The organism is Microbacterium sp. JB110, from assembly GCF_003335195.1.
Taxonomy (GTDB): domain Bacteria; phylum Actinomycetota; class Actinomycetes; order Actinomycetales; family Microbacteriaceae; genus Microbacterium.
In genome coordinates this window covers 83052-97931 of sequence record NZ_QPGM01000005.1, presented here as the reverse complement: position 1 = coordinate 97931, position 14880 = coordinate 83052, and the positions used below count along the sequence as shown (strand labels likewise).

Annotated in this window: 8 protein-coding genes and 1 pseudogene; 5 read left to right on the top strand and 4 right to left on the bottom strand. The window is 64.9% G+C overall.

Annotated elements, in window-relative coordinates:
* Positions 1 to 13: 13 nt before the first annotated feature.
* Positions 14 to 1618: a xylulokinase gene (locus tag CIK77_RS10325; RefSeq protein ID WP_114347249.1), complete on the bottom strand. Its 1605-nt coding sequence runs from the start codon at positions 1616 to 1618 to the stop codon at positions 14 to 16.
* A gap of 168 nt (positions 1619 to 1786) precedes the next feature.
* On the opposite strand from CIK77_RS10325, the gene CIK77_RS10320 reads away from it, so the two are divergent.
* From CIK77_RS10320 to CIK77_RS10300, 5 genes are all read left to right on the top strand, one after another.
* A complete protein-coding gene (locus tag CIK77_RS10320) occupies positions 1787 to 2941 on the top strand; it encodes a type IV toxin-antitoxin system AbiEi family antitoxin domain-containing protein (protein WP_087054224.1) in 1155 nt (384 codons plus the stop codon).
* Positions 2938 to 3843, top strand: coding sequence for a nucleotidyl transferase AbiEii/AbiGii toxin family protein (locus tag CIK77_RS17675; protein ID WP_170934076.1), 906 nt, complete (start codon positions 2938 to 2940; stop codon positions 3841 to 3843). The genes CIK77_RS10320 and CIK77_RS17675 overlap by 4 nt, the downstream gene beginning before the upstream one ends.
* A gap of 167 nt (positions 3844 to 4010) precedes the next feature.
* Positions 4011 to 4643: an SOS response-associated peptidase family protein gene (locus CIK77_RS10310; protein ID WP_087054285.1), complete on the top strand. Its 633-nt coding sequence runs from the start codon at positions 4011 to 4013 to the stop codon at positions 4641 to 4643.
* A gap of 33 nt (positions 4644 to 4676) precedes the next feature.
* Positions 4677 to 4874 (top strand): hypothetical protein, encoded by a 198-nt coding sequence (locus CIK77_RS17915; RefSeq protein ID WP_220224448.1) that lies wholly within the window; start codon positions 4677 to 4679, stop codon positions 4872 to 4874.
* A gap of 82 nt (positions 4875 to 4956) precedes the next feature.
* Positions 4957 to 6468: an HNH endonuclease signature motif containing protein gene (locus CIK77_RS10300; protein ID WP_170934074.1), complete on the top strand. Its 1512-nt coding sequence runs from the start codon at positions 4957 to 4959 to the stop codon at positions 6466 to 6468.
* A gap of 77 nt (positions 6469 to 6545) precedes the next feature.
* On the opposite strand, the gene CIK77_RS10295 is transcribed toward CIK77_RS10300, so the two are convergent.
* From CIK77_RS10295 to CIK77_RS10290, 3 genes and pseudogenes are all read right to left on the bottom strand, one after another.
* The gene (locus CIK77_RS10295) at positions 6546 to 8867 is read right to left on the bottom strand and encodes a Mur ligase family protein (RefSeq protein ID WP_249268497.1); all 2322 of its coding nucleotides are present in this window, start codon (positions 8865 to 8867) and stop codon (positions 6546 to 6548) included.
* Between the two features lie 117 nt (positions 8868 to 8984).
* A pseudogene (locus CIK77_RS18350) lies at positions 8985 to 9287 on the bottom strand (leucine-rich repeat domain-containing protein); the annotation flags it as partial.
* A gap of 740 nt (positions 9288 to 10027) precedes the next feature.
* On the bottom strand, positions 10028 to 14671 hold the full coding sequence (locus CIK77_RS10290) for a CapA family protein (protein WP_170934073.1): 4644 nt from the start codon (positions 14669 to 14671) through the stop codon (positions 10028 to 10030).
* Positions 14672 to 14880: the final 209 nt, after the last annotated feature.

Below are 14880 nucleotides of genomic sequence, written 5' to 3'. Positions count from 1 at the left end.
CGCGCCCTCCGTATCAGCGCATCGTCCGGATGGCGGTGCGCTGGATCTCGAGACCGGCAGACCAGCGCTCGAGGAACTCGGCGTGATCGGCGATGTCCTCTTCATCCGGCGCGACGGCCGTCGTCTCCTCGGCTTCGAAGATGTTCGCGTCGAGCCATGCGGCAAGCTTCGCCCGCTCACCGGCGTCGCACGCGTGCGCGTACGCCGCGAGCACCGCCATCCCCCATGCGCCGCCCTCACTGGCCGTCGCGCCGACGGTGACCGGCGCCCCGAGCGCCGCCGCGAGCAGACGCTGCGCGACCCCCGCCGTGCGGAAGATGCCGCCGTGGGCCCGGATGCCGTCGATGGCCACGCCCTCATCGGCGAGAGTGCGCATCCCCAGGCTCAGCGTCGCGAACGACCCGCGCACCTGCGCACGCATCAGCCCGGCGAGGCTCATCGTCGACGACGGTGTGCGCACGATCAGCGGCCGTCCGTCGGTGAGGTCGGCGATCGGCTCGCCCGCGAGGTGGTTGTATGCCAGCAGCCCGTCGTCTGTGCCGCGCTCGAGCGCCCCCGAGAGCAGTGCGGTGAAGACGCGGTCGGCGGAGGCTTCCGCGCCGAGGGCGGCGGCGAACTCGCCGAACACACCCGCCCATTCGCCGATCTCGCTGGCGCCGTTGTTGCAGTGCACCATGGCCACATCGTCGCCGGCAGGCGTCGTGACGATGTCGATCTCCTCGTGACGGTTCGACAGCGGCCGCTCGAGCACGATCATGCTGAAGAAGCTGGTCCCTGCGCTGACGTTCCCGGTGCGAGGAGTGACCGCGTTGGTCGCGACCATGCCCGTTCCCGCATCGCCCTCCGGCGAGCCGGCGATCGCGCCTGGGCGCAGCGCCCCGGACGGGTCGAGCAGGGCGGCACCCTCCGCGGAGAGATGCCCCGCGGCCTCACCGGCCCGGCCGACCGGTGGCAGCACCTCGCCGAGCCGCAGATGACCGGCGCCCGCGTCCGCGAACGCGCCATCGGCGATCCGGAGCCGCGCCTCGTCGTAGTCGCGCGTCGCGGCGTCGATCGGGAACATGCCGGATGCGTCGCCGATGCCGAGCACGCGGGTGCCGGTGAGCAGCTCATGCACGTAGCCGGACAGCGTCGTGATGCGGGCGACGCGAGCGACGTGGTCCTCGCCGTCGAGGACGGCCTGATAGAGGTGCGCGACCGACCATCGCAGCGGGATGTTCACGTCGAGCACTTCCGAGAGATCGGCCGCCGCGCGGGTCGTGTTGACGTTGCGCCACGTGCGGAACGGCACGAGCAGCTCGCCTGACGCGTCGAAGGCCAGGTAGCCGTGCATCATGGCCGAGACGCCGATCGCACCGACCTGTTCGAGCTTCTCGCCGTGCCTGCGCTCGACATCGGATGCGAGATCGGCGAACGCTGAGCGCAGACCGGTGCGCACGTCGTCGAGAGAATACGACCAGAGCCCGTCGACCAGGGTGTTCTCCCACTCGAAGCCGCCGGATGCCAGAGTCTCGCCGCCCAGCGTGGTCAGGCACGCCTTGATGCGCGTCGACCCGAGTTCGATTCCGAGTGCCGTCTGGCCGAGTCCGATCGTTTCGGCGTTCTTCGCGTGCTCCATCTGCGGGTCTCACTCCTCGTCGAATTCGCCCGGGCGCCGGGCACCCTCCCAAGCTACCGCGCCGATTGCCCGGCCTGTGTGCTCGAGAGCGCTCGCAGCAGGACGAATAACGAGTGAGATTGATCCGAGAAGCTTGGAACCTCACACTCTAAGCGTTATAATCCAAGCATGAAGTCACGCGAGGCGCTCAAGATCCTGGCGGAGGTGTCCGAATCTCAGTGGGGGATGGTCACCTCGGCCCAGGCCCACGCGCGCGGCGTGAGTCACATGAACCTCACGCGACTGACCAAGTCCGGAGATCTCATCCGCCTGTCGCACGGGGTCTACAAAGATGCCGGGGCTCCAGGCGGCGAATACGATGAACTGCGCTCAGCGTGGCTGGCATCCGATCCGACGCGCCTCGCATGGGACCGGCTCAACGAAAAGCCTGGCAAGGTCATCGTCTCCGGTGAGTCCGCAGCCGCACTGCACGGCATCGGGAACCTCCGCGCCATGCGCAGCGAGTTCACGGCTCCGTCCCGGAAGCAGACTCAGCGCGCCGACGTGCACTATCGAACACGGGCCCTGACGAGTGACGACGTCACCGTCCGGGAAGGTCTACCGGTGACCACCCCGGAGCGCACCATCGCCGATCTCGTCGAACAGCGCGCACAACTCGACCATGTGGGTGACGCCCTTCGGGACGCCGCACGGAATTCGCGACTCGACATCGATCGGCTGGCCGAGCTGCTCGGTCCGCTCGCGGAGCGCAACGGCCACGCAAAGGGAGACGGTAACGCACTGCTCGACGAGCTGCTCGAATCCGCGCATATCGACCTGGAGAGTCTCTCGAAGCAGATCGTCGAGATGCCCGACCTCAGCGCCCTGGTGGCCCGCGACTATCTGGCAACACTCGACACTTCCGAACTCCTCGACAGCCCCGCAATGCGATCGGTGCTCGAGGCCCAGACACAGCAGTACGCCAAGCTCGCCGAGTCAGTGATCAAGGTCGTGACACCTGCTCTGCCGACGCTCGACAAAGTCGCAGCGTCAATGGCTGCCGCCACGGCGACGTTCGATTCACCGGCCTTACGCTCCGTTCTCGAGTCCCAGGAGAGGCAGCTCACCGCAGTATCGACGGCCCTGAGCAAGCTCATCGCGCCACAGATGACCGGCCTGGAGAACGTCCAGAAGGCGATCGCGAGCCTCAGTTCGCCAGGCGCAGCACCGGGTGCCGACAACACGCGACGGCTGAGCGAAGCGATCAGTGCGGTGGGCTGGGCATCACTGGCTCAAAATGCGAAGCAGATCGAAGCCGCCGACGTCGACAAGGAAGAGTCGTGACTGACGAACGTTACACTTCCGCAGCCGGCGTCGAGGCGGCGATCCGGCACGCGGCGCGAAATGCTGCTGTCGCCGATCCGTCGATCTCCACCGGAGATCGGATCACGCAGGAGCACTTCCGCCGTTTCCTCAGTCGGATCTTCTCCGAGGTCGAGGACTCTGGGTGGCTGCTCAAAGGCGGTACCGGCGTGCTCGCGCGGGTCGGATCAGCCAGAACAACGACGGACGTAGACCTGTTCCGCAAAGACCAGTCACTCGAAGGCGCACTGAACGATCTCAGGCGGCTGGCCGCAACCGACCTCGGCGATTTCTTCCGGTTCGAGTACACGGGACACGAGAGCTCCCTCGGCGGCCAGCAGACCAACTCCGAGGGTTGCCGCGTCAGCTTCGACATCTACGTCGGCGCGAACAAGCGCGGCAGCCTCAACGTCGACCTGGTCGTCAACGTCGTCATCACCGACGAGCCGACCGTGAAGCCGCCTGCGAATGGACTCGACATCCCGAGGCTGCCGTGTCACGACTACCGCTTGTATCCGGTTGTCGATCAGATCGCCGACAAGGTCTGCGCAACGCTCGCGGAGTACCGCGGCAAACCTTCGAGCCGAGAATGGGACCTCGTCGACCTCGTGGTACTGGCCACGACCGAGGATGTGAGCGCGGACAAGCTCCGGCGAGCTCTCCTCGCGGAGGCGCGAGGCCGCAGCCTCACACTGCCGGATCGGTTCTCCGCCCCAGCGTCTTGGGGACGTCGCTACGCGAAGGACGCAAGACTTGTTCCTGCCTGTGCCCATTACCAGAGCGTCGAGCTCGCCATGTCGCTGATGACCGCGTTCATCGACCAGATTCTCCGAGATGAGGTCTCGGGAAAGACGTGGGACCATTCTCGGCGTGACTGGGCCTGATTCAGCCGCAGGACGGCCGTAGTCAGCAACGCCTCGCTACGTGCTTGCCTGTCGGCGTCGAACAGACGCTCAGTCTCGACGGGACGGCGGCATTCGACGATGACATCGGCGACCGGCTGAGCCGCGAGATTCTCGCACCCGGCTCTCCCCGGCGGTACGGTGAGAGCATGTGCGCGTCATACGGACTCGACCCGCGGTTCGCTGACAAGAGCGACATCCTCGCTCACGAGCAGGCGATGCTCGACGGTCTGCGCGAGTGGGCACAAGAGAACGAGGGCGAGACGCTGCGCCCCACGGGCAAGAACGCGCGTAATCTCAACCCGATCGTGACGGCGCCCGACGGCGAACGCGCTCTGGAATGGGCCTGGTGGGGCTACCTCGTGGGCGGCGAGCCGGCGAAGTTTCCGTCGATCAACACGCGCTCCGAGAAGCTGCGCACCGCGCGAGGTGCGGCGCCGACGCGGGCGATCGTGCCGGCCACGCGATGGTTCGAGATGCAGAAGCCGCAGCGCACCTGGCACGAGTTCTCGTCGGGTGAGCTGTTCGCCATGGCGGCGGTCACTCGCCCCGGACGCACGCACGACGGGCAGGAGTTCACCTGCTACTCGATCGTCATGCAGGATTCGCCTGACGTGCTTGCGGATGTGCACGACCGCTCCCCCATCCTCATTCCCGCAGACTTCGTCACCGAGTGGCTCACGAGCGACCACGCGATCGCCGACCTCGTCGACGAGGCCGTCGCACTGTCGACCGCAGCCCTGACGAGCGTCACCGCTTCCCCCATCGCGTCCCGCCCGTAGCGTCCGCAGCGTCCGTAGCGCAAACGATTCCGGATGGGCACAGACGCCCACATGCCGGATGCCGGATGCCGGATGCCGGATGCCGGATGCCGGATGCCGGATGCCGGATGCCGGATGCCGGATGCCGGATGCGAGCGTATCGGGGTCGCCTCGCCGTGCGCCGCGCTGGATCAGCACCACCATGTCGCCATCGACGCACATATTAGTAGATTTGTTCTCATAGCCTCCTGAAATAAGCGATTGTGATCCGCAGCCCAATCGATTCGGCTCAACTTTTCTCCCCATTTCTCGAACATATATGCTATTCTTAGGTATGGCAACGACGTCACGATCCACAGCTCCCGCGCATGACGCGGTCGAGCGGGTCGCGGCGGCTGGTGAGCTGCTCGATGGGCTGATCGGCGAACTGACCTCGCTGTCCGACGTCGAGATGCTCTCGTTCACGCAGCGGCTGGCGTCATTCGGCCGGCTCGTCGACAGCCTTCAGGTCCGAGCCGCGGGCGAGGTCGCCGTCCGCTCCGATGCCGAGGCGTCCGGTCGCACCTCCGACGACCAGCTCGGCACAGTGCTCGGCTGCCGGAACGCGACCGAACTTCTCGAGAACGCCACGGGAGTGCCGGCGCGCGTCGCCCAGGCCAGAATGCGCCTCGACCGACGCACCCGCGCGGGCACGGGGCTGAGCGGGCAGGACATCCCTGCTTCCTTCCCGCACGTCGCAGATGCACTGCGCCGCGGCGCGCTCACCGAGGAGACGGCACAGTACGTCACCGACCGACTCGCCCGCGTCGCCGAGCGCGGCCTCGCCTCACCGACCGAGATCGCCGCCGCGGAGGAGGAGCTGGTGCCTGCCGCCGTGCGCGGCACGATCCACGACCGGCTGCCCAGCGAGGCGCCGAACGAGAACGAGCCCGCCGAGGGTGCGCCGCCTGCGACGTTCCGCGAGGTCAAGATCATGGTCGACACCTGGGTCGCGTTTCTCAGCCGCGACGGCGTCGAGTCCGATGCCGAGTGCGCCGAGCGCCTCCGCGGTGTGAACCTGGGCCGCGAGCGCGATGGGCTGGTGCACATCTGGGGCGACCTCGTTCCCGAGACCGCGGCCGCGCTCAGCCGCCTGTTCGATGCACACAACGGCTCTCCCGTGCGATTCGCACCGACCGCGAGCGACGAGGATGCCGATGCCCCCTGGGGCGACGACGCTCCGACCGACCCCCGCACGGCGCAGCAGAAGCGGCACGATGCGTTCACGTCGGTTGTGCACACGGCGGCCGCATCGGCGGAGGCACCGACGCTCGGCAGTGCGGCACCCACGCTTCTGGTCACAGTCGACGCGCACGATATCGATGGCGGAATCGCCCGCATCGACGGCATCGACATCCCCGTTCCCGCCGGCATCGCCCACAGGATCGCCTGCACCGGCGCAGTGCAGAAGATGGTCTTCGACGACCGCGGCCGCCTCGTTCGGCTCGGCACCAAGGAGCGCCTGTTCAACGCGCACCAGCGCCGCGCCATCACCGCCCGCGACGGCGGATGCATCATCCCCGGCTGTTCCGTACCCGCCGCCTGGTGCGAGATCCACCACGTCGAAGAGCACTCACACGGAGGAGCAACCCACACCGACAACGGAGTCCTGCTCTGCTGGTGGCACCACCACAACCTCGACCGCTCCGGATGGCGCATCGAGATGCGCCGCGGCGTCCCCCACGTCGCCGCGCCCCGCTGGCTCGACCGCCACCGACGATTCCGCCCCACGCGCAGTCTTTCGCGCTATCGACCGCAGACGCGGCGAGGTTCGCCACAGCTCGCCCGCGAAGCCGTTCTCACCTGACTGGTCGTAGTCTGCCTGTCGCGACCGTAGCGAATATCCTACCGAACATCCGTGCGCACTGGCCTGCGGCCGCGTCCTCAGACCCCGGCGATCTTCATTGCGGAGTACTGCTCTCGCACATGAGCTTCGGCGAACGAGCCAGCGGGAGACTCGATCGTGAGTCCGTTGCAACGCGCGAATGCCTCCGCATCAATCGTGCGAACAGACGCCGGGAGCACGAGTCGTTCGAGGCCCGTGCACCGGTAGAAGGCGCGGTGACCGATCGTCGTGACACCATCTGGCACGATCACCTCCCGCAGAGACGAACAGCCGTTGAATGCGCTCGGACCGATGTTCCGCAGCGACTGTGGCAGCTCGACGCTCACGAGCGATCGGGCCTGGAAGAACGCCGCCCGCGCGAGCGTGCGCACCGGCTCGGGGATGCGGACCCGTTGCAGCGAGGTGCGAGAGCATGCAGAGCGACCGATCATATACACGGGCGTGTCATGCACAGCAGGAACGACATCGACCTCCGTGAGGCCGGATTCGGGCCAGACCTTTCGCAGCTCGGCGCCGTACTCATCGATGATGCGGTACACGACATCGCCGACATCAACGCTGGTTCCACGTTTCTCCAGCACGTCGCCGTCCGCCAGCACGAACGAGGTGCCGAACAATGCGTCGATCGTGATGGAAAGAGCCATCTGCTGTCCGCCCTTGAACGCGACAACATCTTCCGGCGTCAGGTCGTCACGCAGCGCCGCGGTCAGCTCATCGCGATCGGTCGTTGACCAGACATCTCGACCGCGCGCCCGCAGTTCTTCGGCGATCCAAGCCGCATGGTGCCCGAACAGGTAGAACCGGTCGATGTGCTCGCGGTCGGCCAGTTCCTCGCCGACCCGGCGATGGACCTCCTCGGTGATATCGCCGAGTTTGTCGTCGATGTCCGCGACGACGTAGATCCGGCGCCCGCCGTCCGCAACACTCAGCGCCTGCAACGCATCGGCCGTGCTGCCGATCGCAACCTCGGATGCGTTGTAGCAGTCGACCAGCACGCGCCTACCGCCGATCACGTCGAGGTTCTGTCGCAGTCCTTCGCCCTCGTATGCGGCAATCCCCTCGACGATCTTCTCGACCGGAATCTGCAGCCAGCGGCCGATGGCAAACGCAACGACGGCGTTGCCGACGTTGTGGCGGCCGATCGCGTTCACCACTACCGGCGTGCGTTCACCCGTCGCGGCCTCCACGATCGTGAACCGCACCTCGCCATCGCTCTCGTCGATATCGACTGCTCGGTAGTCGGCGTCCTCCGACATGCCGTAGCGGATCTCGCGATGCCTCAGAGGCAGCTCCTGCAGGCCGGGGCTATCGACGTTGACGAAGGCGATTCCGTCATCCGGCATGAATCGATCGTGGCTGAGCTTGTCGGCAAGTAGCAGATCCTGCCGACCGCCATAGTCACCGACGTGATTGACGCCAATATTCGTCATGATGAACGCATCGGCTCGCAGGATACGGGCCTCGCTTTCGATGCGGCCAGGTTCGGCCGCACCCGTCTCCTGCACGTAGACCTCGGTGCGCGAACTGAGCTCCTGCACGTAGCGGCCGACTTGGGCGACGCTGTTCTGGTTGCCCTCGTTGAACAGGGTGGCGAACGTGGTCTCGCAAACGCGTCTCACCATCTCCTTGGTGCTGGTCTTGCCGACGCTGCCGGTGACGGCAATGGTCGTCGCATCGTGCTGTCGAGCAACCCATGCGCACAGCGTCTCGAATGCACGACGCGGATCCGGATGGACCAGGCACGGCACGGACTTCCCTGACGAATCGTGCACGGGCGCATCAGCAACGAATGCGCGGATGCCACGCTCGAGCAGGCGATCGACCATGGACGGCACAAGCGTGGTCACTGCGGGGTGCTCCGGTGCATCGACTGTGCCGAAGAACAGGCTCCCTGCTTGGGAGGCGAAGAACGACATCGCGAGCGAGGAATACGGCTCATCAACGCTGTCGTCGACTTCCCGAGGCAGGGCGACGTCGAGCAGAGCGCACACCTGGCGGAGGGAGAGCCTGATGAAGTCGGCATCACGTGCGCGATGGCCGCGGAACCTGACGTGTTCTCGCACGGCGTCGCCCCGACCACGCGCCTCGATTCTGTTCGCTCCGGTCACTCGTCGTATCGGTGCCTCCGGTGACAGCGCATGAGCCGCCACCCAGCGCAGTGACTGCGGCAGCGAAAGCTCCGTCACACGGCTCGTCGCGGGCACGAAGTCGTAGCCGATTCCACGAACCGGAAGCCCTTCGACTTCGTCAGGAAGCGTTGCCGCCTCGACCAGATTGCGATCGATATGCGCTGCCTCGAGCATGCCGCCCGGAAGCACGTGATAGTCGACACCGCCTGTCGAGACGCTGCCCGGGAGCATCGAGCGGGATGCTGTCGCTCTCCGACGGGCCACAGCAACGCCCCGCTCTCCCGCCCAACGTTGCGCAGGACTGCCATCAGCGACAAGCAACCGAAGCGCAGGATGGCACCCCACGAATGCATCGTCGGCGATCGAGAGGTGCCCCGTAGGAAGAATCACCTCTGCGAGCTCAGAGCAGCCTGCAAACGCCCGCGGCCCGATCGTGCGCACACCCTCGGGAACGTCCACGTGCGTCAGAGACACATCGTTCTCAAAAGCGCCGGCCTCGATTGCATCGACGGAAGCGGGAAGAACTACGCAAGCCAGAGCTGGGCAATCAGCGAACGCGGCGGCGCCGATTGTCCGAAGAGGCGCGGAGCACAAAACGGTTTCGACCGCGCTTCCGGCAAACGCGCTGGGAGCGACGGCGACGACGCCCATTCCTGCGACCGTGGCAGGGATCACCGTTTCGGTGCAGGGCGCCGTCCCGGTAACGGCTATCGCGCCGAATCCCGAGATGAGGCCGAACTCGACCCGCCCAGCAGTCACTCGCATGGAACGACGCGCCACACCGACAGCCTCAAGGGACAGCAGCGTCCCCAGTGCCTCGTCGACCGCCCACGCGGTGTCAAACGTACGAGAACCCGCAACTGCCAGAACGGACTGGTTCGACGATGCCCAGTGCTCGACGATCCGATCACGCAGCCGGGTTCGGTCACTTACCGCCTCGACTCGGACGGACCCAGCAGGGATGAGGCCCGCAACGCGCTCTGCGGCCTGCCCGAACGCGATGATGCGGTCGAAAGCATCGGACGCCCCAGCAACCTCAGCGGCGATCGCAGGAGCCGTCTCCTCCCGCGACCGTGACAAGCCTCCAATGAGAAGCAGCTTCCCAGATTCCCCCGGAACGCGCGGGCTGAGTTTGGCCGCGAGCGCACGGACGGCAAGCTGAGGTGAAGGCAACGCGCTCCACAGAACATTTCCGCCTGCGACCGAACCTAGTTCAACTGCCGGCGCAGCTGCCTCTGCCTCACGAGCACGTTGCTGTTCATTCACCAGTACGCGGCTCCCTGCCTTAAAAGGATGCGGCACCAAACCTGGGACGGTTCAGTTTCATGCACACTTCCTTCTGCAATGTCGCGCACTGTGCAACGGCGCCCCGCGACGGCCTGGTGAGGAATTCACGCGATCTTTCCCAGCAGAGCATGCACCGTATTCTCCAGAAGCTTCACGCGCACCCCACCCTTGAACAGCACCAGGTCGCCCGGGCGGGCCGACTCGGCGATCATTCTGTTGAAGAGGTCTCGGTCCTTAAAGAAGTACGCCTCCAGTCCCTTCTCTCGAGCGGCTTGCGCCGTGTGGCGCGAGAACGTCCCGCAGCACAGCAACAGGTCGAAGTTCATCGCTCCGAGCGCACGGCCCACGTCGGCATGATTGACCTCCGCTTTGTCGCCCTGATCCGGGATGTCGCTCAAAACGGCGATCCTGCGTGCTCCTTCCTTCGCCGGGAGGGCGCAGAGCGTCTCCGCAGCGGAGACCACGGACGACGGTGTCGAACTGTACGTGTCGATGAGGAGCCGGTAGCCGCCGTACGTGACCAGGTTCTGCCGAACCGAATCCGGCACATACCGGGATAGGCCCGCCACGATCTTCAACGGAGGAATGCCCGCGAGCCGTGCGGCGGCGAACACACCCAGCGCATTGCTCACATTATGAACGCCCTGGAAGTTCAGCTTCGCGTCAAACACCCCATCCGGCGATACGATCTGGAATTCCAATCGCTCGCCGTCTGAGCGAATGTTCTGAGCGTGGTACTCGCATGCGGGGTCGCTGACGCTGTACCGCACGGTGCGCACATGGGGGCGCTGGTCACGCAAGTATTCGCTGTCATTGTTGATCACGAGCACGCCGCTTTCCGGCATTCCGTCCGTGATCGCCATCTTTCCTTCGATCACCCGCTCGATGGTGCCCATCTGGCCGAGATGCCCATCACCGATGTTCGTGATGAGGGCGATGTCCGGCTTGATCACCTTCGACACTTGGCTCGCCGCACCGGGGGTGCCTCCGTGAACTTCCTGCACATAGGCCTCATCCTCATCGGAGAGCTTTTGCAGCACGACGCCCACCGTCGGCATCGTGTTCTTGTTCCCCTCCACGACGAGCGTGCGGTAGTGACGCTCGAATACGCGTGCAAGAAGCTCCTTGGACGTCGTCTTCCCTGCGGTCCCCGTAACCGCGACGGTCACAGGTGAGTACTTGTCCCGTACGGCGCTCATCAGCGTCTCGAAAGCCGCCATAGCGTCATCGACAACGATCGTCGGGATACCAGGCTGGGGTCTCGTTGATATTGCGAGTACGACGCCGGCGTCTTTCGCCTGTCGCACGGTCGTCTCACCGAACTTCGCGTACCCCCGGACCCCCGGAGTGATCACCGCGGCTCCGCCACGGCGGAGGTCCTCCTTCCGGGGTGCGATGTTGATCAACGGCTTGTTCGCCGTATTCCCGAGCGTCGAGCTGACCTGCGCGCTCAACGACTGACCAAGGATCTCCCCGACCTGCACCGGCGTGAGCTGCGGCCGACAATGGGTGCTCGTCGTCACCACACGCTTGTGGTCAACCGCGATGTCGTCACCGAGCTTCGCGGACAACGCCCGCTTGGCCGACGCATGTTCCTTGCTCGAGTAGCGTGGGTCAAATGCCTTCATGCCAGGCACCAGCGCATTGACGGCGCCGTCGTAGACCGGGAAGCGCTTCATTGGGACATAGGAGTCCACAACTTCGACAGCGCCGGAACCGGAGCGACGGATCACAAGCTTTAGCAACGGCGAAGGCGCGTCAGGAGTGCTCTCCGGACCGGCCATGAGAGTACCGAGGCCGGTCGCGATGGGCACCTCACGGCCGTCGCTGGTGACATGCCGACGGTACTTCGAAATAACGCCTGGCCTGACGCAGACCACGTAGTCGGCACCTGCCTCTGCCAGTTCTCGCCCGATGGCCAGACGCTGTGCAAAATCAGGAGCATCAGCCGCAGCTCTACAATCCAGATAGCTCAGGACGAACTCTGCACCAGCTTCGCGAGCCGCCTTGATCTGGGCCTGCGCGTCCTGAGGGTCGAAGACATTCAGAAGTGTTCGCGCTCCTTCATCGGTCACATTGGCTCGCACGTTGTAGGCGTTCAGGGTGAGCGAGAGGACCGCGATCCGAATTCCATTGATCTCGAAGATCGGCACCTTACGCACGCCGATGCCGCTGGGGACGAGGCCGCGTTGCAGGACCGCTGTCTCCGTCGCCGCCAACCCTCGCACTCCGGCATCGAGATTGTACGGATTTGCCAGAGCAAGCACATCGAACCCGGCGAAACGCAGCGCGTCCAGATACTCCGGGCGAGCATTCGAGTAATGACCGCCGGCGAGCTCACGATTCATCACGGACAGGCGCGGGTACATCTCGGCGACGATCGCGCCGAGACTGCCGAGCGTGAGATCAGCAGAAGTCAGGGCCGCGCGCGCGTGACGGAAAAGCTGGCGGAACTCGTAGTCATCGCCAAGCTCGGCCTGGCGTTCCATCGCCCGGTCGTAGAGCAGGGAGCCGCCGCAGAGGATGACGGCTTCACCGACGGCTTCATCGTTGTCACGGACCCAAGTACCGCGCTCCGAGCGATACGTAAATCGGGACCGACCGCGTTCCGGCGTCGTGGGGAGCTGCCGCATGAACGCAGGCTCCCGTAGCGCATAGCGCTCGACCGTTCTCGAGATCTGGTCGTCCGCCTCTCGCTGTTCGATCCGGCTCTTGTGCGCGCTTGTAATGCTGATCTCGGGGAGCTGCTTGCCGATCACTCGGGCAATGCGGCGGCTGTCTTCCTCTGCCACGAGCGGGTCATATCCGTGGTCACCGGCGAGCAGTTCTTCGAGCGGAACAGTGCGACAGTAGCCCCTGGCTTCGGCGTCCTCGATAATCCGACACGGGATATAACCGCTACTGCGGATCACCACCTCGCCCTGAACGCCCCGGCCGATCGTGAGTCGTGCGATGAAGGTGTCCTGGGTGATCGGCTTGTCACGATTCATGTCAGACACGAAGTTTCCACCGGAGTAGACAACCGGAACAGATCGGTTGTCCACAGAACGGTATACCGTGTAGGGCTGAGGGCAGTGCGAGTGCGATCCGAACACAAAGTCGGCACCCGCATCGACGACCGTGCGAGCGAAGCGCTCTTGACGCGGCGTAGGGACTCCCGTGTACTCCCGACCCCAATGCGCGTACGCCAGCACAAACTCGGCCCCTGCTGCACGCGCTGCTGCGATGCCCCGCTGCGCCGATTCGCGTTCGAGATGGCTCACCGTCGCGGCCAGGCCTTCGTCGCTAAACGCGGCCTGTTTCATCCGCTGACGTGCTGGATCCACGAAGGACACGACTGCAAGCACGATGCCTTTGATCTCGAACAGCGTGTAACGCGGTTCGTCCGGGAAGGCATACATGCCGTTGTGAATCAGTTCCGCGCGATTCAGCGCATCCAGGGTCTCGAAGACACCACGAACTCCCGAATCGTACATGTGGTTCTGCGCATTGATCACGGCATCGAACCCGGCGTTCCTCACCGCTTCAAGGAACGCCGACGGCGCGTTCAGATGAGGCCGGTCATCCACATAAAGCCGCTCACGCGCATACGGAGAGGACTCCGAGAAGGTCGATTCGAGGTTGCCAAGCGCGAGGTCAGACTCGGTGAAAAATCCGGCAACGGAAGCGAAACTGTCGGAAAAGTCGTACTCACCCGTTCGGAACGCCGATCTCTGCTGCCGGAAGCCGCACATCAGATCACCGACCAACGAAATCGTGACATCGCCGTCGCCATCGTCGTGCGCCCGGTAGACGCCGTCCTGCAGCACGAAACGGCTGGGTGCCGGCCGCAATGCCGGTTCCTTCTGTCGGGTGACCTCGGGGGCTGCCGGGCGGATACTGTATCGGTCGAGCACACGCTGCATAAGCGCGTCATCGCCGAGCACATCCGCGACGGTGATCCCCTTGGTCTCACCGAAGCGGGACCTGATCGGCTCGTCGAGGGGTTCTGCGCTCGCAACGTTGAGTCCGGCGATTTCAGCCGCCGCGTAGGCTAGCGATCCCTTCGAACACACCAGGTCTGTCCCGGTGCTGAATGCATTAGCCCCAAAATGAGCCAGCCCCGCGGGAAGAGTGACGCGCTCAAGGGAATCGCAGCCCATGAAGGCGCGTTCCTGCACGGAAGCGACCTGCGAGTGCAACCATACATTTCTGAGCGCCTTACAGCCTTCGAATGCAGTCGCGGTGACCTCGGTGATCTTGTGCGGGATCACGATTCGTTCGAGTGCAACGCATCCAGCAAAGGCGCCCTCGCCGATGTATTCCAGCGAAACCGGCAGGTTCTTCTCCCGCACGTTGCGATTGATCCGCTGCCCGTTCGGGCCGCTCGTTTTCACGAAGTGGGGAGTCTCGATCAGCGCTTCGCAACCAGCGAACGCACGGCCAGCCAATCGCTTCAGACCGAACGGAAGATGCACGCGTGTCAAGGACGAGCACCCCTCGAACGTCCGCGCGTTGATGACCTCGATATCTCCGGTGAGGTCAACCTCGGTGAGAGAAGTGCATCCGGCGAATGCCTCGGCGCCGACCAACTTCACTGTCGGAGGAACGATGACTGCTGTTAGATCCGTGCACCGTGCGAAAGCGCCTTTGCCAATCGTGGTGACGGGCGCCCCATCGATCTCGTCTGGGATCGTCACGTCGCCCAGGCTCGCACCGTCCACCACGCCGGTGACCTTCGCCCCGTTCTTACCGAGGGAGAACGTCATTCCAGAAGCTTCCGCTCTGCGCACGCGAAAGGGCTTCGAGTGCGCCGGAGTTGTGCCTTGCGGGTTCCCAACAGCCCCGCGCGCGTTATTTGTGGCAACGGTAGCTCCCGCTGATCTTTCTTGTGTTGCCGCCATGCGACGCTTCACTTTGCGTGCCAGCGCGCGCGCTCTGTGGATCATACCGCCGTCAGCCAATTCCTAGTCGCCCT